This is a genomic window from Sphingobacterium sp. NPDC055346 (assembly GCF_053645235.1).
In genome coordinates this window covers 59,283-83,675 of record NZ_JBSHMI010000004.1, presented here as the reverse complement: position 1 = coordinate 83,675, position 24,393 = coordinate 59,283, and the positions used below count along the sequence as shown (strand labels likewise).

The following is a 24,393-nucleotide window of genomic DNA, read 5'->3' as shown; positions in this document are numbered from 1 at the left end:
AGAATAAACACAGCATACTTCTTTATGAAATTTTATGTTAGCCATTTTGGCGTACAGTTCCTCAATCGAAGATTTAGGATTACATTTTTTTTTAAAGAATTGGGAGTGCGATAATAGTTTTGCTGCTCTAGCCGTTCCGACGTCTTGTTGTCTTATGTCTAATGTCTTGTGTCTAATGTCTAACCACCTTATTTCTCTTTCATCTTCACATATTTATGTGAATAGCAATCAAAGCAGTCTTCTTGAAGGGTTAGAGTGCTGTCTTGTCGATAAACAAATACCTTATGGGGAGCTTCATTGAACAACCAGCTGTCCTTGTTATTGAGCATGGACTTGGTTAGCGTGAGTTTATAGGGCAGGGTGGAGGTCAGTTCACCATTTTCATAATAGTACACGCTGTCTTTTGTTATTTGAAGGTGCTTGATCTCTCTTGTAGATTCGGGAGTTTTCGTGATTCCGGCAAATCCTCCGGAGGTTTCAATCCATTGCCAATTCCCAATGATTTTGGGTGGTTTTGTGCTGCTGCCTTGGTTGCTTGCGCAGGCAGCCAAAAGTGGGATGAAGTATATAAAATTGAGCTTTTTCATAGATTTTGTTTTAAGCCATATTGTCTAAAATAAGTAAACGGTAAAATATTTCAATTGTTTTGATTAGATGGAATACCTTAATTTTTAGCTATGATTTGAAACTGAAAAATTATTATAATAAAAAACCCATTTTTCATTAATCTTTTGACTGTTTCGATTGTCATAAAACATATATTTACATTTATTAATTGTTTGATAAAAATTATGAAATCACATTCTATTAAAATCATTGCTTTTTCATTATTCGTATTTATTTCGTGCTCAAAAGAAAATAATATTCCTATACAGGAAGATGAAGAGCAGTATAAATTTGTTTCTATTGCTGTTGATGATAAAAATGATGAATTTTTGGTTGATGAGCTTAATGCAGACCAGATTTATCCAGGAAGGATATTCAATTTAAAAAGTCAACAAAATGGATTTGACTTGGATTATTTTGATGCGTATAAAAAGCAACCAATAAGTTTCAGTATCTCTCAGATGAATCTTGCTTTCGAGAATGAAAAATTTGAAAGTTTCAAGCAGTTTCAGGACCTTATGATAGAAAATAAAGATAGAGCGGTAAAATATTTGGAATCAACTGCTGGTTCTGGACTATATTTTAATGATTTCAATATGTTTAAGGGCTATTTTGTTAATGTGAAGGAAAGAGATCTATTCTATAAGGAGATGTTGGGTTACAAAGAAGTAAAGAACAGCGTATTTGGTTTTGATAAAAGTTTGACTGTAAATCCACGAATGAGTTTACCTGATCAAAATGAATTGATCTTGCAATCTGATTATGACAAAATAAAAATCAACAATCCTGATCTGTATTATGTTAATTGGGTCTATTATGGTCTGGTTTCTTATTATGTCCTGCAATCAGACTTTCCTCAAGCGGAATTTGTTAATGCATATGAAAAATGCGTAAAGGATATCAAATTATCTGCCCAAGAAATGAAAGTTTTAGATGAAACAAGATTCGTTGTTTATCATCGTAATAGTGGCATGAAAGAAACGTTGATTGAGAAGGCAACAGGAGCTGAAAAAATCAATAGTTTATTTAAACGTTGGACAAAGATTAAAAAGGAAAGTATTTTGGAATTGAATTATCCATTATATTTTACAGCTGTAAAATTGGGTAGTTTCAGTAAATATTTTCAGGAGTATAAGTATGATTATATGACAAAGCAATTAGTTGTTAACTAATCCACATATAGGATTAAAAAAAAGCTCCAATGATTATTCAATGGAGCTTTTTTAATGTTTTGTTATGTTTATTCGAACCAAGCCAAGACTTCGTCTTTTGTTGGCATGGCAACGTCTAATTTCATTTTCTTACGCATTCCGCCCAAGTCATTGAAAACTTTGTTTGGGTTAGCTTCTTTAAGAAGTTCTATGGTCGTGAATCCCATTTTTTGAAGAACGGGAACCCAAGCTTCAGGAATTCCTTGTTCTACATAATCAGCAGTTGAAGCAACTTTTGCAACTTTTTCAGGACGCATCTGAGGGAAGAACAGTACTTCTTGGATTGAAGGGGTGTTGGTCAAGAACATGATCAATCTGTCCATACCGATTCCTAGTCCTGAGGTAGGCGGCATGCCATATTCCAATGAACGCAAGAAATCTTGGTCAATGAACATGGCTTCGTCATCACCTTTCTCAGAAAGTTTTAATTGATGTTCAAAACGCTCTCTTTGATCGATAGGATCGTTAAGCTCAGAATATGCGTTTGCAATTTCCTTACCGCAGACCATTAATTCAAAACGTTCAGTCAATTCTGGATTGTCTCTATGTTTTTTGGTCAACGGAGACATTTCGATAGGGTAGTCCGTGATAAATGTAGGTTGGATAAAGTTTCCTTCACATTTCTCTCCGAAGATTTCATCGATCAACTTTCCTTTACCCATCGTTTCATTCACGTCGATTCCCATGCCTTTTGCAGCCTGACGGATTTCGTCCTCTGATTTTCCTGTAATGTCAAAACCAGTGAATTGTTTGATCGCATCTGTCATGCTCACCCTAGGGTAAGGCGCTTTGAAATCAACCTGATGCTCTCCAAAGGTAGCTTCTGTTCTTCCGTTTACTGCAATGGCACAGTGCTCTAAAAGATTCTCTGTGAAATCCATCATCCAATTGTAGTCTTTATAGGCTACATAGATTTCCATTACGGTAAATTCTGGGTTATGTGTTCTGTCCATACCCTCATTTCTGAAGTTTTTGGAGAACTCATACACTCCATCAAAACCTCCGACGATCAATCTTTTCAGATAAAGCTCATTGGCGATACGCAAATACAATGGGATATCTAATGCATTATGATGGGTAATAAACGGACGTGCAGCCGCTCCTCCAGGGATTGCCTGTAAGATCGGAGTCTCTACTTCCATATATCCAGCGTTGTTGAAGTATACACGCATGGCGTTGAAAAGCTTCGTACGCTTAACAAAAATCTCTTTATTATGGGAGTTTACGATCAGGTCAACATAGCGCATTCTATAGCGTTGTTCTGGATCTGTAAAGGCATCAAAAGTCTTTCCGTCTGCTTCCTTAACGATAGGAAGAGGTCTCAAAGCTTTGGTAAGTACCTTTAAGGTTTGGACGTGGATACTGATTTCTCCCGTTTGGGTGGTGAACACAAAACCAGTGATACCAATGATATCACCGATATCCAATAACTTTTTGAATACGGTATTATATAAGGTCTTGTCTTCGTCAGGGCAGATGTCATCACGTTTTACGTAAGCTTGAATACGTCCGGTCGAATCTTGAAGTTCCAAGAATGAGGCACTCCCCATCACACGGCGACTCATGATACGTCCGGCAAAACTGATGCTCTTATAGTTGATCTTATCTCTTTCGTAGTTTTCTAAAATATCTTCAGCCGTAGCATTTACTTTGAACTCTTCAGCAGGGAAGGGGTCAATGCCTAGGTCGATCAAGGCTTTCAGGTTTAGCCTTCTTTGTTGTTCTTGTTCAGATAATCCGATGCTCATTTTACGTACAACTTATAATGTTGAGCAAAAGTAAGAAATTAGAACTATTTAAAGATGCTTATACAGAAAAAAGGCTTGTATTTGACGGGATTTGTTTACTTTTGTAATTCTGCTGATGAAAATTCTCGGAAATGTATTTGCTGATTCAAAGGCAAGTAGAACTTATTCACAGGTGTGGAAATGAATTTGTTTATGTTTTTTGTATTTGAATGAAAAATAAATTATCTTTGCACCTCAATTGTTGAATTATATAGTAATCATAAGATAAAATGAAAAAAGATTTGCATCCATCAAACTACAGATTAGTTGTATTTAAAGACATGTCTAATGACTACGCTTTCGTTACTAAATCTTGTGTTGATACAAAAGAAACTATTACTTGGGAAGATGGTAACGAGTACCCATTGGTAAAGTTAGAGATTTCTCACACATCACACCCATTCTACACTGGTAAGATGAAATTGGTTGATACAGCTGGACGTATTGATAAATTCCGTAGCCGTTACAACAAAAAGTAATATTCTTTACTATAAAGAAACTGATATTATCCCGATAAAGTTTATTTGTCGGGATTTTTTATGTACATTTATTTCATGTCGCTAACCATAGTTTTATTTGATAACGCGCACTGGCGTAAGCGTCTCTTTCCTTTTGCTTCAACCCGTCCGGTTGGCAATATCAGAACAGGTATTTGTACATTGAATGAAAAATGGGAGCATATTTTCCAATCTCCGGTAACTTATTTTACTGCTGATCATCTATCCGGAAAATACCCCTTTGAACATCAGGATTCTCCTGAATTTCTTTTTATCAGGGCCAATGTCCTGCCTTCTGAAAGCTTGGTCAAAGAATTGAAAGCAATGGAAAAAGGAGATGTGCTGGTCGATGAAACTTCATGGATCGCCATCAAGACCAGCGAACCTAGTCTGGACCTTGAAAACCTATTTGAAAGTTACAATCCCATCAAGTCATCTTCTGAAATACACTGTATAAACTTTCTGGAAGATATATTCCTTCAAAATAAATCCCAAATACTTTTCGACTATAATTTATTGACCGCTGGTCGCCAATCTGCTGCTATCAGTGAGACTAACATGGTTTTTGGTTCTTGGATATTTATTGAAGAGAGTGCTCAGGTGGAAGGAGTAAGCTTAAATAGCTTGGAAGGGCCTATTTATATAGGAAAGGATGCAAAGATTGAAGAAGGGGCGTTTTTGAAGGGTTATGTGGCTATTGGTGATGCTGCCAGGGTGAAGTCGGGAGCGAGGATATATCCAAATACCAGTATAGGTCCGGGAAGCACCGTTTGCGGAGAAATCAATAATACGGTGATCTGGGGAAACAGTGCCAAAGGACATGAAGGCTATTTAGGTTGCTCTGTGATCGGCGAAGGCTGCAACATAGGAGCCGGATCCTCCAATTCGAATCTGAAAAACAATTGGCAATTTGTACGGTTGTTTGATTATGAGGATCTTAGCTACCGTGAAACCAGTGAATATAAATGTGGATTATTTATGGGTGACTATGCGATGTGTGCCATAAATTCTTCATTTACAACAGGGTCCGTAATTGGCGTCGGCTCACAGATTGCAATGTCAAAATTTATTCCCAAATTTGTGCCTGATTTCAGTTGGTTGACCGACAGAGAATCGACTGCTTATACTTTTGAGAAATTTATCGATATGATGGAGCGAAGGGAACAAATAACAGGTTCGGATAGTCTGCAAAGCAATCTCTCCATTTTCAAATATATATTTGATGATGTCAAATACCTACATGTGGAAAATCAATCTTAAACATATAATAAATACAAAACACTATGCGTAAAAATATTGTAGCTGGAAACTGGAAAATGAACATGGATTATGAGCAAGGAATTAGCTTGTTCTCAGAAATCGTGAATATGGTGAAGGACGAGGTGATTGGAAACCAAGAAGTCGTTGTATGTAGCCCATTTATCCATTTGGCAGCAATTTCTAAATTAAGAGCTTCTACCAAGAATGTATCTATCGGTGCCCAAAATATTAGTCAACACGAATCTGGTGCTTATACTGGTGAGATCTCTGCATCGCAGGTGAAATCTACTGGTGCAGAATACGTGATTTTGGGACACTCTGAACGCCGTGCTTATTTTGGTGAAACAGATGAGCTTTTGGCAGAGAAAGTTGATGCCGCACTTAAGCATAATCTAAAGCCTATTTTCTGTATCGGTGAAACTAAGGATGAGCGCGAGTCGGGTTCATATTTTGATGTGATCAAAACACAATTGAGCAAAGCCTTGTTCCACTTAGATGCAGAAGCTTTTAAAAACATCGTTTTGGCCTATGAACCGGTTTGGGCAATCGGAACTGGATTGACAGCTAGCCCTGAGCAAGCTCAAGAAGTCCATGCTTATATTCGTAAAACCTTAGCTGATCAGTTTGGTCAAGAGGTTGCTGACAATACTAGCATTCTTTATGGTGGTAGTGCCAATCCTTCAAACGCACAGAGCCTATTCTCTCAGCCTGATATCGACGGTGGATTGATCGGTGGTGCATCATTGAAATCACGTGATTTCTTGCAAATTATTAACGTTTTTAACGCTTAAAATATGAAGTATACAGCAGTTGCTTTTACATCCTCCAATATTGAGGAATGGCAAAAGGATTTGCTTATAGCTGAATTGGCAAACCTTGGTTTTGATACTTTCGAGGATCAAGACCAAGGTTTTGTTGCTTATATTCCAGCTGCCAACCTGGATATCCAGGCTCTTGAGACTGTTTTGGTCGCCGAAACAGAAGGCTATGACATTTCCTATGAGGTGAAAGAATTGGAGAACAAGAACTGGAACCAAGTTTGGGAAAGCAATTTTAGTCCTATTGTAGTCGATGATCAATGTTATGTTCGGGCTACTTTCCATGAGGATAAGCCTGAATATCCTTATCAGATCATCATTGATCCGAAAATGTCTTTCGGAACAGGCCATCATCAAACTACCTCCATGATGCTTTCCTATATCCTGGAAAATGATTTTGAAGGAAAGACTGTTTTAGATATGGGCTGCGGAACTGGGATCTTGGCGATCCTGGCTTCTAAAAGAGGGGCATCGAATATTCTTGCCGTTGATTTTGATCCCATCTGTGTGGAAAGTGTGTTGGAAAACAAGCTGCTGAACCATGTAGACAATATTGAAGCTAAATTGGGCTCTAAAGAGGCAATAGAAGGCAAAAAATTTAATACTATATTGGCAAACATCAATAGGAACATCTTGTTGGATCAATTTGATGTATATTTTGCTGACCTTGAAAATCCTGGAGAGTTGTACATCTCCGGTTTTTATGATGGTGAGGATTTAGAAATCTTAAAGAACAAAGCTGAAAGCTTAGGTTTTCAATTTGTAGAAAAAAAAGTGCTGGATACCTGGTGTGCAGCCAAATTCATTAAAGCAAACTAAATGCGCATTCATTTTATTGCCATAGGCGGAAGTATCATGCATAATTTAGCTATTAATTTAGCTGAACAAGGCCATCAAGTAACGGGTTCTGATGATCAAATCGTAGAGCCTTCGAAATCTCAGCTTCGTGAAGCTGGTTTGTTGCCGAATGAGCTTGGTTGGTTCCCGGAAAAGATTACAGAGGATATTGATGCTGTAATTTTGGGGATGCATGCCGATGAAAACAATCCTGAACTACAAAAAGCTAAGGATTTAGGGATCAGGATCTACTCCTTCCCTGAATTTGTCTATGAACAGAGTGCCGAGAAAACACGTGTTGTCATCGCCGGTACGTATGGTAAAACAACCATTACCAGTATGATCATGCATGTCCTGAAAAAACTGGGACGGAATTTCGATTATCTGGTTGGGGCTCAGTTGGAAGGATTTGATGACCTTCTGCAATTGAATCCTGAAAATAATTTAATGATTATTGAAGGGGATGAGTATTATGCTTCAGCGGTTAATAAGCAATCAAAATTCTTAAAATATAAGCCCAATATTGCCTTGATCAGTGGTATTGATTGGGATCACTTTAAAACCGTTATCACAGAAGAAGAATATTTTAAGCAGTTTGAGGACTTTATACGTACGATTGTACCTAAAGGCACGCTAATATATAACAAGGACGATAAAAACACCAGAGAAGTGGTCGAAAAGACCATGGATATCAAAATAAATCGCCATGGTTATAAATTGCCAGAGTATACCATTAACAAAGGCGTAACATACATCCATGTCGCCGATGAGAATATTCCCTTAAAGGTTTTCGGAAAACATAATCTATCCAATATTGCTGGGGCTTTCACGGTTTGTGAGTGGCTAGGAGTGAAGCGAGATGAGTTTTATGGCGCAATCCAGGATTTTAAGAGCTCAATCCGGTACCTTGAGTTTGTCGCCAGCCAGAACGGAAGTGTAGTATATCAGGACTTTGCACACACGCCAAGTAAACTGCGGTCCAGTATCCATGCCGTTAAGGAACAATTCCCGAATCAGGCATTGGTAACTGTCATTGAATTAAATGCCTACGACAGTCTTGACTCTGAGTTTATTACGGAATACGCAAATTCGATGAATGAATCGGATTTCGCTGTCGTATTCGTTAATACATCACTTATAAAGGAAAAAAATATTGCTTTAGATAACTTAATTTGGCGTTTAACTGAAGCTTTTAACCATCCTTCCTTCCATGTGATCACGCAAATGTCTGATTTAGAGGATTTTTTGGAGACTTTTAAGTCTAATGGGTATAATTTGCTGTTTATGAGTTCAAACAACTACAATGGAGTAAATATGAGTAGTTTTGCAGATAAATTTTTGAGAAATTTTTAACATTCTTTCTGAATTTTTTTAAAATTTTAATAATGGGATTTTGAAATTTACTTTATTTGTTTAAATTTGATAATTACTTAATAAATAAATATTTTACATTTTACCCATGAATGCATTAGGAAAAAAAATTAGATTACTTAGACATCAAAAAGGATGGAGTCAGGAGGATGTAGCAAAAAGGCTAGATATTTCGATTCCCGCTTTTTCTAAGATTGAAACTGGAATTACTGATGTCAATTTATCGAGATTAAACCAAATTTCTAAATTGTTTGGATTATCTCTTGTACAATTGTTGTCTACTTCAGACCCTGAAGAAGACAAACAAATTCAGAATGAAGTAAACGAGCTTCAAAAACGTCTTCAAGCACGTGAAGTAGAAGTTATCGATTTGCAAAAAAAGGTAATTGACTTATACGAACAATTACATAAGAAATAACAAAATTATTTCTAAAAGAAAAAGCCTTGTACATTGCGTGCTAGGCTTTTTTTTATTTTCAGTGAAAAAATATTAAACAAAAAAAATGCGCAATTTTACTTGCGCATCCCTATTGTTAAATCATAAAGTCTCTTATTATCCTAAATATGATTTTAGGATCTTGCTTCTAGAGGTGTGTCTCAGACGCTGTAACGCCTTGTCTTTAATTTGACGCACACGCTCCCTAGTCAAGCTGAATTTCTCTCCAATCTCTTCCAATGACAATTGATGGTTTGATCCTAATCCGAAGAACAATACAATGATTTCTCTTTCGCGCTCTGTTAAAGTAGCCAACGATCTTTTGATTTCTTCCGATAATGACTCATCGATTAATGAACTGTCAGTGTCAGGGTCGCTGTTTTCCAAAACGTCCAATAGGGTGTTTTCTTCACCTTGTACAAATGGTGCATCCATAGATACGTGACGTCCAGAATTACTTAATGTATCCGAAACTTTGTCAACCGTGGTTTCCAAAATATCCGCTAATTCTTCTGGAGATGGTTCACGCTCATATTCTTGCTCCAATTTTGAAAATGCCTTGCTGATTTTGCTTAAGGACCCTACTTGGTTCAATGGTAAACGAACGATACGAGATTGCTCAGCAATTGCCTGTAAAATTGATTGACGAATCCACCAAACTGCATAAGAAATAAACTTAAACCCTTTTGTCTCATCGAATCTCTTTGCTGCTTTTATTAAGCCTAAGTTCCCTTCGTTGATCAAGTCCCCTAAGGTCAAACCTTGATTCTGGTATTGTTTTGCAACGGATACTACGAAACGTAAGTTGGTTTTTGTTAATTTCTCCAAAGCAACCTGATCGCCTTCACGAATTCTTTGAGCTAGAATAACCTCTTCTTCTGCCGAAATTAAATCTACCTTGCCGATTTCATGCAAATACTTGTCTAGTGATTGCGATTCACGGTTGGTGATGGATTGTGTAATTTTGAGCTGTCTCATCTAAATAAATAAACCTTTCTTTTCTGAAATGTTTGCAAACATAACGAATTTATCCCAATTATTTCTAATCTTATTGTAATTTATTAACTCATTATGAGTTAGTTATCTGTGGTGAGTTGATGTTATACTAACATCAAAAATCATTCCAAAAACCTGTCAATCTCGCCGATTTACAAGTATTTAACACACATTTAACTAATTTTTCTTGCGTATTTCATTTTCCTTTTTCTCGTTATAAAACAAATCGAAACATGAATTGTTTTCATCAATAATATTATTCAAAAGCAAAAATAGATCTGTTATGCCTATAATTGTTCATTTAGACGAAATCATGTCTCAGAGAAAAATGTCTCTGAATGAATTGAGCGCAAAAGTTGGTATCACACTTTCCAACCTTTCCATAATTAAAAACCAAAAGGCTAAAGCAATACGAATCAGTACGTTGGATGCGATTTGCAAAGCCTTAGACTGTCAGCCTGGTGATATTTTTAAGTATGTAGAAGATTAATCTGTCAATTTGTCCAAGCGAAAGCCCCTAAGAAAATCACTAACTAACATTCTCTTCTTTCCTTCAATTTGTACTTCAGTAAGTTTTAGATAACCGTCTCCAGTTGCAAATTTCAAACTCGTTTTTCCATCCGATAGGTAAGAACCAGGTAAATCATTGTGTCCCGTAATTTCTTTTTCAGCCGAATAAATCTTTAAGACCTTGCCATCTAAGTGGGTAAATGCCGCGGGATATGGACTGAGACCCCTGATTAAATTATAAACTTCTTCTGTACTTTTATTCCAGTCGATCAGGCAATCCTCTTTAAAGATTTTTGGAGCATGCTTTAATTCTGAATTCTCCCCTAAATCATCCTGTGGGATTGGGTTGATGTTGCCTGTTTTTATGGCATTTACGGTTTTTATCAGTAATTCTGCTCCAGCAAACATCAATTTGTCATGAAGGTCTCCGGCATTATCGGTGTCGGAAATAGGGACTTCTGTCGAATATAGGATGTTCCCAGTATCAATTTCATGCTGCAATAAGAAGGTCGTGACACCTGAACTTTTTTCTCCGTTAATAATTGCGTGATTAATTGGAGCTGCTCCGCGATAATTTGGTAGTAATGATGCATGTACATTGATTGTTCCCTTCTCCGGCATGTTCCAGACCAATTCAGGTAACATTCTGAAAGCAACCACCACTTGCAAATCTGCACGGTAGGATTTTAATTCTTCCAAAAAGGTGAGGTCTTTTAATTTTTGCGGCTGAAGCACAGGGATGTTTTGTGATACCGCAAATTGCTTTACAGCGGATTCATGGATTTTCTGGCCTCTTCCTGCAGGCTTATCAGGACCCGTAACTACTGCAACCACTTCTTCACCCGCATCGATCAATGCTTTCAACGAAGCAACTGCAAAGTCTGGGGTGCCCATAAATATAATACGCATATATGAATAAATTACCTTAAGGATGCTAAGACATCCTTATTGTTGGACGACAAATTTTATTAACTTTGCGAAGTTACAAATTTAATTTAAGCTTGAATTTTCCATATTTCTTAGCCAAGAGGATCACACTTGAAGGAAACCGTACGTTTTCCAAATTAATCGTGCGCGTCACTATTGGGGCTTTGGCCTTGGCTATTATGGCTATTATTCTTGCTGTGGCAATCCTTAATGGATTCAAAAGCGAAATTACGGAAAAACAAAGGGGCTTTTTTGGTGATATCATTATCCTCAAGAATGAACAAAATGACTCCTATGTCAATTCCCCAATTTCAATGGACGAAAAGCAATTAGCTCGAATCAAACAAAACCCCAATGTTTTAGAGGTTTATCCTTTTGCTACCAAGGCCGGTATCATGAATGTGAAGGGGGAAGTTGAAGGAGTCCTGATGAAAGGGATCGATAAAGACTATGACCAAGACTTTCTGTCCAAAACAATCCTTGAAGGTGATACCATAAACTTCTCTGCCGAAGATGCCGATAATCAACTCTTGATTTCTTCCTTGATGGCCAATAGGCTCCATCTGAAAGTTGGTGAAAGCTTTATCATGTACTTCATCCAAGAGCCGGTAAGGAAACGAAAATTTGTTGTCAAAGGAATCTTCTCCACCAACTCCGAGGAACTTGATAAAATATATGTGATCGGTTCGCTTCCCTTGATCAGAAGGTTGAACAATCTCGAGGATCATCAAGCTGGTGGTTATGAAGTCCGTGTTAGGGACTTTAACCAACTCTTTAAAACTACAGATGAGCTAAACAATAATTTGGGGGTAAGTCTATATGCTACCAATGTTGTCATGCAAATGCAGGATATCTTCAATTGGCTGAATATGCTCGACATGAACGACAATATTATTTTTGTTCTGATGGTGGTGGTGGCAGTCATCAACATGATCTCAGCATTATTGATCTCCATTTTGGAAAGATCACCGATGATAGGGATGCTTAAGGCATTAGGGATGAGAAACACAAAGATCAGGACTGTTTTTCTGTACAATTCATTATACCTTATCGGATACGGACTTGTCCTTGGCAATCTGGTAGCCTTAGGTTTATACGCATTCCAGACCAGTACGCATTTTTTCAAGCTCGATCCAAGCATCTATTATGTTTCCTTTGTGCCCATGGAAATATCATGGATGGCAGTTTTATGGCTAAATGTTTCACTCATTGGCATTGCCTTGGTCACTTTGTTTATTCCATCCATGTTGATCTCGCGGATATCACCGATAAAGACCATACAATTCAAGTAACATTCTTGCCAAATTACTGGCCCTAATCATTATTTACCTTAATTTTCATTATCTTTCCGATGAAAACAATCTCAGTTTTCAATTGTATTGACTTACAGAAATAATTATATGAGCGACAAAATTTTTGACCACTTAATCCACGCGTTCGAAGCACCACTAACTAATCCGGTGCTTATATTTTCTCTAGTACTCTTCATTATTTTATTGTCACCCATATTACTGAGACCCATCAAAGTCCCAGGTATTATAGGACTGATTATCTCAGGGATGATCATTGGCCCGCATGGACTGAACTGGTTGGAAAAGAATTCCGCTGTAGACCTTTTTTCTACCATAGGATTACTTTACATCATGTTTATTGCAGGTTTAGAGCTAGACATGAACGAATTCAAAAAGACCAAGCACAAGTCTGCCATGTTCGGTCTTTTCACCTTTATTATCCCGATTTCCATTGGATTTCCGGTCTGTTATTATGTCTTGGACTATAGCCTGCTCACCAGTATTTTGATTGCGAGCATGTTTGCCACCCATACTTTGGTTTCTTATCCTATTGTTAACCGTTACGGTATTTCGAAGAACGAGGCCGTTGCTATTACCATTGGGGGAACTATCTTGACGGATACCGCGGTGTTGATCATTTTGGCTGTCATCAAAGGTGCTTCACAGGGTGATATCAACAATGAATTCTGGGTAACCCTAGGTATTTCCTTTGCGATTTTCCTATTTATCATGTTCGGCGTCATTCCAAAAATCGCGAAATGGTTCTTTGAAAAGGTTGAAAGTGAAAAAACTGGACATTATATTTTCGTGCTTACCGTGGTGTTCTTTGCTGCTTTCCTTGCCGAGATGGCAAACCTTGAACCTATCATCGGAGCATTCGTTGCCGGATTGGCATTAAATAAACTGATTCCCCATTCATCCGCTTTGATGAACCGGATCGAGTTTATTGGTAACGCAATATTTATCCCATTCTTCTTGATTTCCGTAGGGATGATCGTCGATATTGGTGTGATTACCAATAGCACGGGATTGACCGTGTTTTATGTAGCCGGTGCATTGACTTTGGTAGGTATCGTAGGTAAGTTCTTGGCAGCTACGGCGACCCAATGGGCTTTCAAATATTCTACCAACGAGAGGAACCTGATCTTTGGCTTAAGTAATGCCCATGCGGCAGCGACCCTAGCTATTATTATGGTCGGATATAATAACGATATTATTGATGAGAATGTCCTGAACGGTACGATTATGCTGATTCTTGTCAGCTGTATCATAGCATCTATAGTCACTGAAAATGCTTCCAAGAAAATTGTATTGGAAGGAAGACAGCATGAAGAACATATTGAGCATGTGGAAGAGCATGACGAGCAGATCGTCATCCCTATTGCGAACCTGAATAATATGGAAGCCATCCTAGATTTTGCCACCTTGGTCAAATCAAAGAAATCTCCGCATCCATTGAATATCCTAAGTGTTGTGCCGAACGATGAATTGGCCGAAAGAAACCTGCATCAAGCCAGGCAGAACCTGGATAAAATGGCGAGATATGCCTCAGGTTCAGAAACGGAAGTCGAATTGCAGACCAAGGTCGATTTCAATATTGCAAACGGGATCAGTAGGGCATCCAAAGAAGCTTTTGCAGACTGTCTAATCTTAGGTTGGCCAAGTGCAACGAGCTTTGTTGAAAAGATCGTAGGTGAAAAAACCGAAAGTATCCTGAACCGAACAGACTCTACCTTGATGATGTGCAGGATCGAGAAACCGTTCATTACCAATAAGTCCATCACCGTTTTCGTTCCGCCATTAGCTGAATCTGAAGTAGGATTCGCTTATTGGATGGAGAAAATGACCAAGTTGGCATCCGAATTGACCCTGCCTATTACCTTCGTATGTAATCATAGAAGTCATCAGGCCATCATCCAGATGCTGGATTCCCTGAAATCTAGTGTTCCTGCAACTTTTGAACACTATGAAGATTGGGACAACATCTATGGATTGGCAACATTTAGCAATGCCGACTCGATGTTAGTCTTTGTTTCTGCTAGATATGGTGATGTTTCCTATCGAGATTCATTGGACGGACTTGCAAAGAGAGTAGGAAAGTACTATAAAAATCAGAACTTACTATTGATCTTTCCTTCTCGTCTTGAGGACCAACATATTGATGAATACGAAGATATCCAAACTGCGCCTATCTTTAGAAGGATCAGCCGTGAAATTGGGAATATGTTTAGTAAAGATAAATAACAATAAATCAGATTATTATGTCAGATAAGATCAGTATAGATTCAACAGGTAAATTATTAGTTCCCGATCAGGTTACCATACCTTTTATTATCGGCGATGGAATCGGTCCTGATATTTGGAAAGCTTCAGTAAGGGTTTTTGATGCAGCAGTTCAAAAGCTATATGCTGGAAAGCGTAAAATAAATTGGAAAGAGGTCCTTGCTGGAGAAAAAGCTTTCAATGAAACCGGAAGCTGGTTGCCAGAAGAAACCTTGGATGTTTTCAAGGAATACTTGGTAGGGATCAAAGGACCATTAACCACTCCAATTGGAGGAGGTATTCGTTCCTTGAATGTAGCATTGAGAAAAGAGTTAGATCTATATGTCTGCCAACGCCCCACAAAATGGTATGAAGGCGTTCCTTCGCCGGTAAAACATCCCGAAAAAGTGGACATGGTAGTTTTCAGGGAGAATACAGAGGATATCTATGCAGGAATTGAATTTGCTGCGGGTACCGCTGAATCCAAAAGGATCCAAGATTTTCTAAAGAATGACTTAAACGTCGATTACAACTTCAGCAACAGTACTGGGGTAGGATTGAAGTTTGTCTCTGAAGAAGGATCAAAGCGACTTATCCGCGCGGCAATTGAGTTTGCATTGGCAGAAGGACGTAAATCCGTAACGCTGGTCCATAAAGGCAATATCATGAAATATACTGAAGGGGCCTTTAAAAACTGGGGTTATGAATTGGCAGAAAAAGAGTTTTCCGACAAAGTCTATACTTGGAACCAATGGGAACAGACCAAGGCTAAGGATGGTCAGGATGCTGCAAATGCGGAGCAGAAAGCAGCTGAACAAGCCGGTAAACTGATCATCAAAGATATTATTGCCGATAACTTCCTTCAGCAGATCCTGTTGGCACCACAAGATTATGATGTGATTGCCACCCTGAACCTGAACGGAGATTATATTTCAGATGCTTTGGCTGCCATGGTAGGAGGAATTGGAATTGCCCCCGGAGCGAATATTAATTTCAAGACCGGCCATGCCATCTTTGAAGCGACACATGGTACTGCACCAAGGTTCGCAAATACCAATACCATGAATCCTTCATCTGTAATCCTTAGTGGGGTTATGATGCTGGAATACATGGGCTGGATAGAAGCTGCAGATGCCATTGTTGATGCATTGGCAAAAACCATCAAGGATAAAACGGTTACCGTAGATTTCTATAACTTGATGGAAGGAGCAACACTTCTCAAAACATCGGAATTCGCAGATAAAATCATCGAAAAGATTTAATACTTTGCATTTCATGCATAAAAGCTGAACTTTACAAGGTTCAGCTTTTTTTGAATCATTATTTATGCAAAAATCAGATATCCCAAATTTTATCAGCTCTTCAGGCGTCTTCAATGTGCAGGAACTTGAACAATTGGCCAGTATTGAAGAAATCCCCACGGACGGAGAAATCGACAGCTTCAAATACGAACCCGAAATCCAGGAACTATTAAACGCCTTTATCGGCGATGAAAGCACCCGAATAACACACCAACTCCTCAAAGCCAAAGAATTCCTTAATCAAGGAAGGGTAGAAGAGGCATGGAAACTTATGCTGCTATAAAATAGAAAAGAGTGGAAGGGTTCCACTCTTTTCTATTTTATAGCAGCAGTTTCGAGATATGAGATTTGAGTATTGAGATATTAACCGTGTCAACTATATCTATAAAATAGACATAAGACATAAGACATAAGACATATGACATATGACATTAAAACAAAGACATGTTTCAATCCCTGTGTCGTCTTAAATTTCCGGTTTCTATCTCATATCTCACATCTCAAATCTCTGTACTAAATTTCAAACCTATCAGCATTCATCACTTTGGTCCATGCTTTCACAAAATCCCTAACGAATTTCTCTTGTGCATCAGCACTTGCATAAACCTCAGCTACGACGCGGAGCTCAGAGTTGGATCCAAAGACTAGATCGGCTCTAGTTCCTGTCCATTTCGGTTGGCCAGTCTTGCGGTCCGAACCAATGTATAGTTCTTTGTCCTCAGATGCTGCTTTCCACGAAGTATTCATGTCAAGCAAGTTCACCAAGAAGTCGTTGGTCAATTGACCTGGACGATCAGTGAAAACACCATCTTTAGAACCGTCGAAATTAGTATCCAATACACGCATACCTGCCAAAAGAACGGTTAATTCAGGAGCTGTAAGATTCAATAATTGAGCTTTGTCGATCAATAATTCTTCAGTACTTGAAGTGTATTTTCTTTTCTTGTAATTTCTGAAACCATCAGCGATAGGCTCTAAGAACCCTACAGATTCCACGTCGGTCTCCTCTTGCGAAGCATCCATACGACCTGGAGTAAATGGAACTTTAACCTCGTTTCCAGCATCTTTAGCTGCTTTTTCAATCCCTGCATTACCTGCAATAACAATCAAATCCGCAATGGACAGCTTCTTGCCTGTGGTTTGTGCTTGGTTGAATTGGTCTTTTATATTTTCCAATACGCCCAGTACCTTATTCAATTGCGCTGGATTGTTTACTGCCCAGTCCTTTTGAGGCGCTAAACGAACACGCGCACCATTGGCACCTCCGCGTTTGTCAGAACCACGGAAAGTAGAGGCTGAAGCCCATGCTGTGGAAACTAATTCAGAAACACTTAAACCTGAAGATAATACCTTGTTTTTAAGGTCTTCTACATCCGCTTCGTTAACCGTTTCATGGTTAAGTTCAGGAATTGGATCCTGCCATAGGAATTCTTCAGCAGGTACATCCGGGCCTAGATAGCGGGAGCGTGGCCCCATATCCCTATGGGTCAACTTAAACCATGCTTTTGCAAATGCATCAGCAAATTCATCTGGATTTTCTAAAAACCTACGTGATATTTTTTCGTAAGCAGGATCAACCCTCAAGGAAAGATCCGTCGTCAACATCGTTGGCTTACGTTTTTTATTAGGATCAAATGGATCAGGAATAACATCATCAGCATCTTTTGCCACCCATTGAAATGCACCGGCAGGACTTTTGGTCAATTCCCACTCATACCCAAATAGGTTTTCAAAGAAATTATTACTCCATTGTGTCGGCGTTTCTGTCCAGATTACTTCTAGGCCAGAAGTGATAGCATCTGCACCAACTCCTGAATTATAGGTGCTTTTCCAACCTAAACCTTGATCTTCTAAACCTGCAGCTTCCGGTTCCTTGCCTACATGGTCCGCTGGACCGGCACCATGGGTTTTTCCGAATGAGTGACCACCTGCGATAAGCGCAATGGTTTCTTCATCGTTCATCGCCATACGGCCAAAGGTATCACGGATATCTTTCGCAGCCAATAGCGGGTCAGGATTACCATCTGGACCTTCTGGGTTTACATAGATCAATCCCATTTGAACTGCCGCCAATGGATTCTCCAGGTCCCTGGAATGCACATCGCCATCCGCTTTTTCTTCACCCGATAGCACACCATGGTCTTTATCTACGATTCCTTCTGAACCATGCGAATATCTTACATCTCCACCTAACCAAGTATCCTCAGATCCCCAGTATACATCCTCATCGGGTTCAAAGGCATCCACACGACCACCTGCGAAACCAATGGTCTTGAATCCCATAGATTCCAAGGCTATATTTCCGGTCAATACCAATAAGTCTGCCCAAGAAAGTCTCTTGCCGTATTTTTGTTTGATTGGCCACAATAATCGCCTTGCTTTATCCAAGCTCACGTTGTCTGGCCAGCTGTTCAAAGGAGCAAATCGCTGCTGTCCTGTCCCAGCACCTCCGCGACCGTCACCTACTCTGTAGGTACCCGCTGAGTGCCATGCCATACGTATGAATAAACCACCGTAATGACCAAAGTCGGCAGGCCACCAATCCTGCGAATCGGTCATCAAAGCATGAAGATCCTGTTTTACTGCCTCTAGGTCCAATTTCTTGAATTCCTCAGCATAATCAAAATCTGGATCCATCGGATCAGATAGACTTGAATGCTGACGCAATAAACTAACCTTTAATTTTTTTGGCCACCAATCTGAAATTGTGGTTCCTCCGCCCGCAACCGTCAGATTCTGTTTAGCACTTCCATTATGAAATGGGCATTTGCTGATGTCATTTCCATTTTCCATATCTCTGAATTTATTTTCTATATAATATTTAAGTTAAATCGTATTAAATTGAACATCAAGGTGCATCGACTTAAATTCTCTGCCCTCTGCTTTAAATTTAACTAAAGATAGATAAATAAAACCTAAGATTATCATGCGTCTTGATAGATTTTATCTATGTAACATCAATGAAAAAATTAATAGTTTGAGAGGAATTTTAATATAGTTAAACTTTGGAAAACGCACTTAGGAAACGCTCAAGAGGATCAGATAAGATAGAGGTCTCAGGTACAATAGAAGGTCTAAGGTAAGGATAGAAGATCAGGCAAGAGTAGAGCTATCAGGTTTAAAAATTAGTTAATACTCCATTGCAAAATCAAAATATAATAAGCGCTTTTTCGTTATTTTATATGGTATTTCAATGACAGTATGATAAGCCCCGATTAATATTGCTCTATATAACTAAATTAAATGCTATGAAAAAGAAACCAATTGTTATAGTTCTTGTCACTATTCTCTTGATTCCCAATTTACCTGTAATCAATAAGTATGTCGCTCATCGATTGGATGAGGGGCATTTCAGATATGCTAACTTAGATGGGTCGTATACAACGACACAGCATTTTTCATTTAAAAGCCCAGCGTTTTCAATGTTTGGATTTAATCAATTTATTAAAGAAACATCTCCAGCAAAAGAAAATCAAAAGCTGTACCGACTGTACAAAATTAATCCGTTATGTTTTTGGAGGTGGAACAATTATCTAAAAAAATCTATACATTTTGAATATAAGGATTGGGAAAATATCGAAAAGAACAGGCAAAAGAAGGGGATAGATACCAACTCAACTTGGCAAAAATTCTAGCATCTTACATAAACAATAGGAGGAATAAGAATAGCAGGTTCAGGTCTAAATACTAAGTACTAAATACTGTTATACTAAAAAAGCCGCTATAAGCGGCTTTTTTCTGTACCTAGGGCGGGAATCGAACCCGCACTCCCTTAACGGGAACAGGATTTTAAGTCCTGCGTGTCTACCAGTTCCACCACCTAGGCAACTGAGCGAAAGACGAGATTCGAACTCGCGACCCCAACCTTGGCAAGGTTGTGCTCTACCAACTGAGCTACTTTCGCTTGACGTGGTGCAAATATAGAGAGAAAATTGAAATCCTAAAATTATTTTTTCAAAAATATTTCATTAATCCCCCAATCCATTGTCTTTCAGTATCTCTAAGATCAAATTATTTTCATACCCTCGGCCCAAGGCATATTGATAGAGTTTATTTCTATGTTTATAGGGGTCTGACTCTTTAATTAAGGCCGATTTCTTCTCCAAGATCGACCTCAATTTCTCAAAATAATCGTTCGGGTCGAGCTCCTTCATCGCAATCTTGATCAAGGGAGCTGAAACCTGTTTCAATTTCAATCCCTGCATGATCTTGATGCGGCCCCAACCTTTTATCCTAAACTTCCCCAGGACATAGGCCTTCGCAAAACGCTCCTCATTGAGGAAATTATTTTCTATAAGGTAGCTGATAATATTTTCAACATCCTTACTATGTAAACCCCATTGGTATAATTTGTCACGAACTTCCTGTTGTGATCGCTCTTGATAGGCACAATAGGATTCGGCTTTCCGCTTGGCTTCCAGGGGAGTATAGGTTCTCTGTTTTTTAATAGGATCATCCATAATGCAAATCTTCAAAAAATGATGAACTTTTAAAAAAAATGATGAACTTCGTTCTTTATTTGCAGAATCATGTATACTATTAAATTTATTTGCGAGGAATTAAATATAAAACCTTTGATATCAAATGATTTAACGTCTAAAATCAGCGAACTAGTATACGATAGCCGTAAGGTAAACAATCCTGATGAATCTCTATTCTTTGCCCTAAAAGCCACTCGTGATGGTCATGATTTTATTCCAGATGCCTATAAGAAAGGGATCCGTAACTTCGTTGTCTCCCATTCCGTAGCCTTTCTGGAGGATAAAAACGATGTCAATATCATTCAGGTCAATCATGTATTGCATTTTATGCAAGAACTGGTTGCATACCATAGAAGGCAATTCCATTATCCGATAATTGGAATTACCGGCAGTAATGGTAAATCTATAGTCAAAGCTTGGTTATTTCAGCTGTTGATTCCAGAAAAGAAAGTTTACCAAAGTCCCAAAAGCTATAATTCCCAACTTGGGGTCGCATTATCCTTATGGAACTTGGGACCACAATATGATCTTGCCCTAATTGAAGCTGGAATCAGTGAACCTGGTGAAATGTCCAGCTTACAACAGATGATACAACCTAATATTGGAATTTTCACTAATATTGGAGTGGCGCATTCCCAGAATTTCTCAAGCAAGCAAGAGAAATTAAAGGAAAAAATGAAACTTTTTTCCGAGGTGGAAACCTTGATCGCCGGATCTGAATATATCGAAAGAGAAGATATCGATCCCAAAATCCGCTTGGTAACCTGGGGAAGAACGGATATGGATCAGATCCAATTGATCCATGAAGAGACCCATAGCCAACTCAGTAAACTAAAGATCAGGATAGGTGAGGTTATCTGCATATGCCAGGTTCCTTTTACCGACCGCGCATCCATCGAAAACATAATGAGCTGTATAGCTTGCATGTATTTTATGGGTTACGATCCAGAGACCATCGTCGAAAGGATCCAAAACCTTAAGCCACTGGAAATGCGGCTGCAATTAAAGAAAGGGATCAATAATAGTTCGATTATCGATGATTCCTATTCCAATGACCTCGCATCTTTAAAGATTTCCCTGGAGTTTTTAAATCAACAGAACCAACACAGCAGCAAATCGCTAATCCTTTCTGAAATGGAAGGATTGGCTGAAAGTGAAAAATTACAGCAAAAACTGATTGCCTTGCTGAATTCTTCCCAACTCCAAAAGTTCATTTGGGTTGGTAACAGATACCCATGGTTTAAGGATATTGAAATAGATCTCATAAAGGACTATTCCAGTACTGAAGAATTTCTGGACCATTTGGCCGAATTGGATCTCAGTAATGAAAGTATCCTGATCAAGGGTGCGCGAAAATATCAATTCGAACGTGTAGTACAAAGGTTGGCCTTAAGGTCTCATGGGACGGTTCTTGAGATCAATTTGAATGCAATTTCAAACAACCTGATGTTATATCGCTCATTGATCCCTAAGAACGTCAAGCTTATGGCCATGGTAAAGGCTTTCTCTTATGGCAGTGGAAGTTTTGAAGTGGCAAATCTCTTGCAATTCAGCAAGGTCGATTACCTGACCGTTGCCTTTGCAGATGAAGGCGTAGAATTAAGGACTGCTGGCATCGCTTTGCCAATCATGGTCTTAAGCCCAGATCGCGACACCTTCCAATCCTTGATCCAGCATAATCTGGAACCCGAAGTCTACAGTATGGATTTTCTGGATGAGTTTTTAGAATTCCTGAAGGAACAGAATATCAGTGATTTCAAGATTCACCTGAAATTGGATACCGGAATGCACAGGCTTGGCTTCTTTCCTTCAGAGATTCCCGCAGTGCTGGAAAAACTCAATGGTCAAAATCAGGTCAAAGTGCAGTCGTTCTTTACCCATTTAGTGGCATCAGGCGATCCAGGCCAAGATCCCTTTACCGAATCACAGATCTCAACCTATCTAGCTGCAGCAAAGCAATTAGAAAGTGGATTGGGCTATACCTTTATAAAACACGTAGCCAATACTTCAGCGATTGTCCGTTGGCCAAAGGCGCATTTGGATATGGTCCGTTTGGGCATAGGGCTTTACGGTGTGGATATGGATAAGAATTTGCCTACCCTTGAACAGGTCAGTAGTCTCAAGACTACCGTGACCCAGATCAAGAATTTACCGGCAGGGGAGACCGTTGGTTATGACCGAAAAGGAGTTCTATCCAGGGACAGTAAAATCGCTACGGTAAAAATCGGTTATGCGGATGGTTATTCCCGCCGATTTGGTAATTCAGTTGGAAAAATGCAAATTAATGGTTTCCTTGCACCCACAGTCGGCAATATCTGTATGGATATGTGCATGTTGGATGTTACCGGACAAAATGTTCAGGTAGGAGATGAGGTCCTGGTTTTTCCAAGCATAGTGCAAGCAGCCTCCGATATCGGTACTATTCCATATGAACTGCTGGTCAATATTTCAAGTCGAGTAAAACGAGTCTATTATTACGAGTAAAATGATAACTAAATTTTTTCAACAATTCTTTTATTACCTCATTAAAGGAACACTGGTCGTAGCACCTGTTGCCGGAGCGATTTTCGTGATTGTTTGGTTGGTGGCGACATTGGATGGCGCATTAAATATTACAGAACATTTTTTGGTTGATGAAACCGGGAAACCGCTTTATATACCAGGATTAGGGATTGTCTCGGTCATTCTTTTATTGACATTGGTAGGTTTTATTTTTACTACATTGGTTACTGCACCCATCCGGAATTGGTTGAGCAGGACGATCAGTAAGATTCCATTGTTCAATACCTTATATTCTTCTATCAAGGATTTTACGGAAGCCTTTGTGGGAGATGCCAAAAAATTCAATGAACCTGTTTTGGTTGAAGTAAACGAATTTGGCCTTAAAAAAATTGGTTTCTTGACCCAGAAAGATTTACATATCATCAACCTCCCTGGTGAAGTAATCGTCTATTTTCCTTATTCCTACTCCGTAGCCGGACAGGTCGTGGTTGTTGCCTCGGAGAAAGTGACCAAGTTGAATATTTCCGCTACTGATGCCATGAAATTAGTGGTTTCTGGAGGGGTAAGCGGTTTGGAAGGTAAAAAGGAGTCCAAGAAAGAACAGAATTAATAGAAAACCATGTTTTGGAAAAATAATTCAAAAAACATCAAGGAGCTGGAATACAAACTCTTGTATTCAGATGCTGAACTTAGTTTTTTGAATGCGCAGACCGAAAGGGAACTTTCGAAGTTGTATTACAATCAATCGACTGAGAATGGAATCCTGAAAAGCAAGTACCAGGAATACCAACAGGAGGTATTGGCCATTTCAAAAAACACCAAAAACTCGGTAGATGAAGAAAGCAAATTGCTCTCAAAATTTATTGACTTGTATGCCGGACTTTCCAGTTCCGAACATTACCATATGGTAGATATAGCTATTGAAGATGTTGAGGCTAAAATACCAGCGTTGCTGCTTTTTCCGATTGTGCAGAATGCAATGATCAATGGATACAATAGCATGCAGAATTTTCCCATGAAACTAAAGTTAAAGGTAAAGGCACAGCAGCTAAGTCTAGAGGTCAGTAACCGCGTAAACCATTACCTAAGCAATCAGGCTGATGATCCTAGGGTCAAGCAATTGGAAAGTAGGTTGTTCTTGGAGTATGCAGATGATTACAATCTCTTTATCAATAGCAATTCCAATCTTTTTAAAATTACCCTACTGATAAAGCTTAAAATAGACTGATAACATTTACTCATACAAAAAAAGAGCAATCAATCTGATTGCTCTTTTTAAGTTAAATTAATCTGTATATA

Annotated in this window: 22 protein-coding genes and 2 tRNA genes; 16 read left to right on the top strand and 8 right to left on the bottom strand. The window is 38.8% G+C overall.

Annotated features, from left to right (window positions below; all coding sequences use genetic code 11):
• Window positions 1-188 precede the first annotated feature (188 nt).
• Window positions 189-587 carry a hypothetical protein gene (locus ACWICE_RS09420; RefSeq protein WP_454298194.1) on the bottom strand — a complete coding sequence of 133 codons (399 nt, stop codon included), beginning with the start codon at window positions 585-587 and terminating at the stop codon, window positions 189-191.
• 204 nt (window positions 588-791) lie between these two features.
• Between ACWICE_RS09420 and ACWICE_RS09415 the strand changes: the two genes are divergently transcribed.
• Entirely contained in the window at window positions 792-1,778 is a 987-nt protein-coding gene (locus tag ACWICE_RS09415; RefSeq protein WP_313259399.1) for a hypothetical protein, read from the top strand.
• A 68-nt stretch (window positions 1,779-1,846) separates the two neighbouring features.
• On the opposite strand, the gene lysS is transcribed toward ACWICE_RS09415, so the two are convergent.
• Window positions 1,847-3,565, bottom strand: coding sequence for a lysine--tRNA ligase (gene lysS, locus ACWICE_RS09410; protein WP_454298193.1), 1,719 nt, complete (start codon window positions 3,563-3,565; stop codon window positions 1,847-1,849).
• Between the two features lie 269 nt (window positions 3,566-3,834).
• Between lysS and ACWICE_RS09405 the strand changes: the two genes are divergently transcribed.
• From ACWICE_RS09405 to ACWICE_RS09380, 6 genes are all read left to right on the top strand, one after another.
• Window positions 3,835-4,083, top strand: coding sequence for a type B 50S ribosomal protein L31 (locus ACWICE_RS09405; RefSeq protein WP_093096812.1), 249 nt, complete (start codon window positions 3,835-3,837; stop codon window positions 4,081-4,083).
• A gap of 75 nt (window positions 4,084-4,158) precedes the next feature.
• The gene (locus ACWICE_RS09400; RefSeq protein WP_454298192.1) at window positions 4,159-5,361 is read left to right on the top strand and encodes a putative sugar nucleotidyl transferase; all 1,203 of its coding nucleotides are present in this window, start codon (window positions 4,159-4,161) and stop codon (window positions 5,359-5,361) included.
• Between the two features lie 23 nt (window positions 5,362-5,384).
• Window positions 5,385-6,152: a triose-phosphate isomerase gene (gene tpiA / locus ACWICE_RS09395; RefSeq protein ID WP_454298191.1), complete on the top strand. Its 768-nt coding sequence runs from the start codon at window positions 5,385-5,387 to the stop codon at window positions 6,150-6,152.
• A gap of 3 nt (window positions 6,153-6,155) precedes the next feature.
• Entirely contained in the window at window positions 6,156-6,998 is an 843-nt protein-coding gene (gene prmA, locus ACWICE_RS09390) for a 50S ribosomal protein L11 methyltransferase (RefSeq protein WP_454298190.1), read from the top strand.
• Entirely contained in the window at window positions 6,999-8,369 is a 1,371-nt protein-coding gene (locus ACWICE_RS09385) for a UDP-N-acetylmuramate--L-alanine ligase (protein WP_454298189.1), read from the top strand. It abuts the gene before it with no gap.
• A gap of 106 nt (window positions 8,370-8,475) precedes the next feature.
• Complete coding sequence (locus ACWICE_RS09380; protein ID WP_093096800.1) at window positions 8,476-8,805, top strand: helix-turn-helix domain-containing protein; 330 nt, start codon at window positions 8,476-8,478, stop codon at window positions 8,803-8,805.
• Window positions 8,806-8,940: 135 nt separating this feature from the next.
• On the opposite strand, the gene ACWICE_RS09375 is transcribed toward ACWICE_RS09380, so the two are convergent.
• On the bottom strand, window positions 8,941-9,801 hold the full coding sequence (locus ACWICE_RS09375; protein ID WP_093096797.1) for a sigma-70 family RNA polymerase sigma factor: 861 nt from the start codon (window positions 9,799-9,801) through the stop codon (window positions 8,941-8,943).
• Window positions 9,802-10,102: 301 nt separating this feature from the next.
• On the opposite strand from ACWICE_RS09375, the gene ACWICE_RS09370 reads away from it, so the two are divergent.
• Window positions 10,103-10,309 (top strand): helix-turn-helix domain-containing protein, encoded by a 207-nt coding sequence (locus tag ACWICE_RS09370; protein ID WP_093096784.1) that lies wholly within the window; start codon window positions 10,103-10,105, stop codon window positions 10,307-10,309.
• Here ACWICE_RS09370 and fmt read toward each other — a convergent pair.
• The gene (gene fmt / locus ACWICE_RS09365) at window positions 10,306-11,238 is read right to left on the bottom strand and encodes a methionyl-tRNA formyltransferase (protein ID WP_454298188.1); all 933 of its coding nucleotides are present in this window, start codon (window positions 11,236-11,238) and stop codon (window positions 10,306-10,308) included. The genes ACWICE_RS09370 and fmt overlap by 4 nt on opposite strands.
• A gap of 92 nt (window positions 11,239-11,330) precedes the next feature.
• On the opposite strand from fmt, the gene ACWICE_RS09360 reads away from it, so the two are divergent.
• From ACWICE_RS09360 to ACWICE_RS09345, 4 genes are all read left to right on the top strand, one after another.
• Window positions 11,331-12,548 (top strand): ABC transporter permease, encoded by a 1,218-nt coding sequence (locus ACWICE_RS09360; protein ID WP_254527282.1) that lies wholly within the window; start codon window positions 11,331-11,333, stop codon window positions 12,546-12,548.
• A 108-nt stretch (window positions 12,549-12,656) separates the two neighbouring features.
• Window positions 12,657-14,792: a cation:proton antiporter gene (locus ACWICE_RS09355; protein ID WP_185212235.1), complete on the top strand. Its 2,136-nt coding sequence runs from the start codon at window positions 12,657-12,659 to the stop codon at window positions 14,790-14,792.
• Between the two features lie 17 nt (window positions 14,793-14,809).
• Entirely contained in the window at window positions 14,810-16,072 is a 1,263-nt protein-coding gene (gene icd / locus ACWICE_RS09350; protein WP_185216409.1) for an NADP-dependent isocitrate dehydrogenase, read from the top strand.
• A gap of 64 nt (window positions 16,073-16,136) precedes the next feature.
• Complete coding sequence (locus tag ACWICE_RS09345; RefSeq protein ID WP_454298187.1) at window positions 16,137-16,394, top strand: hypothetical protein; 258 nt, start codon at window positions 16,137-16,139, stop codon at window positions 16,392-16,394.
• Window positions 16,395-16,624: 230 nt separating this feature from the next.
• Here ACWICE_RS09345 and katG read toward each other — a convergent pair whose 3' ends face one another.
• Window positions 16,625-18,904: a catalase/peroxidase HPI gene (gene katG / locus ACWICE_RS09340; RefSeq protein ID WP_454298186.1), complete on the bottom strand. Its 2,280-nt coding sequence runs from the start codon at window positions 18,902-18,904 to the stop codon at window positions 16,625-16,627.
• 455 nt (window positions 18,905-19,359) lie between these two features.
• Between katG and ACWICE_RS09335 the strand changes: the two genes are divergently transcribed.
• Window positions 19,360-19,746 (top strand): hypothetical protein, encoded by a 387-nt coding sequence (locus ACWICE_RS09335; RefSeq protein WP_185212231.1) that lies wholly within the window; start codon window positions 19,360-19,362, stop codon window positions 19,744-19,746.
• A 106-nt stretch (window positions 19,747-19,852) separates the two neighbouring features.
• Here ACWICE_RS09335 and ACWICE_RS09330 read toward each other — a convergent pair.
• The 3 genes from ACWICE_RS09330 to ACWICE_RS09320 form a co-directional block, all read right to left on the bottom strand.
• A tRNA-Leu gene (locus ACWICE_RS09330) sits at window positions 19,853-19,937 on the bottom strand.
• A 5-nt stretch (window positions 19,938-19,942) separates the two neighbouring features.
• Window positions 19,943-20,015, bottom strand: a tRNA-Gly gene (locus ACWICE_RS09325).
• A gap of 64 nt (window positions 20,016-20,079) precedes the next feature.
• A complete protein-coding gene (locus ACWICE_RS09320) occupies window positions 20,080-20,571 on the bottom strand; it encodes a regulatory protein RecX (RefSeq protein WP_454298185.1) in 492 nt (163 codons plus the stop codon).
• A gap of 69 nt (window positions 20,572-20,640) precedes the next feature.
• On the opposite strand from ACWICE_RS09320, the gene ACWICE_RS09315 reads away from it, so the two are divergent.
• The 3 genes from ACWICE_RS09315 to ACWICE_RS09305 are packed head-to-tail and all read left to right on the top strand — an operon-like array spanning window position 20,641 to window position 24,322.
• A complete protein-coding gene (locus ACWICE_RS09315) occupies window positions 20,641-23,076 on the top strand; it encodes a bifunctional UDP-N-acetylmuramoyl-tripeptide:D-alanyl-D-alanine ligase/alanine racemase (RefSeq protein ID WP_454298184.1) in 2,436 nt (811 codons plus the stop codon).
• 1 nt (window position 23,077) lies between these two features.
• Complete coding sequence (locus tag ACWICE_RS09310) at window positions 23,078-23,704, top strand: DUF502 domain-containing protein (RefSeq protein ID WP_454298183.1); 627 nt, start codon at window positions 23,078-23,080, stop codon at window positions 23,702-23,704.
• A 9-nt stretch (window positions 23,705-23,713) separates the two neighbouring features.
• Window positions 23,714-24,322, top strand: coding sequence for a hypothetical protein (locus ACWICE_RS09305; RefSeq protein ID WP_454298182.1), 609 nt, complete (start codon window positions 23,714-23,716; stop codon window positions 24,320-24,322).
• Window positions 24,323-24,393: the final 71 nt, after the last annotated feature.

Coding starts and splice junctions, on each gene's coding strand:
- fmt (WP_454298188.1), bottom strand. CDS start 11,238: ATGCGTATTATATTTATGGGCACCCCAGACTTTGCAGTTGCTTCGTTG.
- ACWICE_RS09415 (WP_313259399.1), top strand. CDS start 792: ATGAAATCACATTCTATTAAAATCATTGCTTTTTCATTATTCGTATTT.
- tpiA (WP_454298191.1), top strand. CDS start 5,385: ATGCGTAAAAATATTGTAGCTGGAAACTGGAAAATGAACATGGATTAT.
- prmA (WP_454298190.1), top strand. CDS start 6,156: ATGAAGTATACAGCAGTTGCTTTTACATCCTCCAATATTGAGGAATGG.
- ACWICE_RS09335 (WP_185212231.1), top strand. CDS start 19,360: ATGAAAAAGAAACCAATTGTTATAGTTCTTGTCACTATTCTCTTGATT.
- ACWICE_RS09315 (WP_454298184.1), top strand. CDS start 20,641: ATGTATACTATTAAATTTATTTGCGAGGAATTAAATATAAAACCTTTG.
- ACWICE_RS09345 (WP_454298187.1), top strand. CDS start 16,137: ATGCAAAAATCAGATATCCCAAATTTTATCAGCTCTTCAGGCGTCTTC.
- ACWICE_RS09400 (WP_454298192.1), top strand. CDS start 4,159: ATGTCGCTAACCATAGTTTTATTTGATAACGCGCACTGGCGTAAGCGT.
- ACWICE_RS09320 (WP_454298185.1), bottom strand. CDS start 20,571: ATGGATGATCCTATTAAAAAACAGAGAACCTATACTCCCCTGGAAGCC.
- ACWICE_RS09310 (WP_454298183.1), top strand. CDS start 23,078: ATGATAACTAAATTTTTTCAACAATTCTTTTATTACCTCATTAAAGGA.
- katG (WP_454298186.1), bottom strand. CDS start 18,904: ATGGAAAATGGAAATGACATCAGCAAATGCCCATTTCATAATGGAAGT.
- lysS (WP_454298193.1), bottom strand. CDS start 3,565: ATGAGCATCGGATTATCTGAACAAGAACAACAAAGAAGGCTAAACCTG.
- ACWICE_RS09375 (WP_093096797.1), bottom strand. CDS start 9,801: ATGAGACAGCTCAAAATTACACAATCCATCACCAACCGTGAATCGCAA.
- ACWICE_RS09370 (WP_093096784.1), top strand. CDS start 10,103: ATGCCTATAATTGTTCATTTAGACGAAATCATGTCTCAGAGAAAAATG.
- ACWICE_RS09380 (WP_093096800.1), top strand. CDS start 8,476: ATGAATGCATTAGGAAAAAAAATTAGATTACTTAGACATCAAAAAGGA.
- icd (WP_185216409.1), top strand. CDS start 14,810: ATGTCAGATAAGATCAGTATAGATTCAACAGGTAAATTATTAGTTCCC.
- ACWICE_RS09385 (WP_454298189.1), top strand. CDS start 6,999: ATGCGCATTCATTTTATTGCCATAGGCGGAAGTATCATGCATAATTTA.
- ACWICE_RS09420 (WP_454298194.1), bottom strand. CDS start 587: ATGAAAAAGCTCAATTTTATATACTTCATCCCACTTTTGGCTGCCTGC.
- ACWICE_RS09305 (WP_454298182.1), top strand. CDS start 23,714: ATGTTTTGGAAAAATAATTCAAAAAACATCAAGGAGCTGGAATACAAA.
- ACWICE_RS09355 (WP_185212235.1), top strand. CDS start 12,657: ATGAGCGACAAAATTTTTGACCACTTAATCCACGCGTTCGAAGCACCA.
- ACWICE_RS09405 (WP_093096812.1), top strand. CDS start 3,835: ATGAAAAAAGATTTGCATCCATCAAACTACAGATTAGTTGTATTTAAA.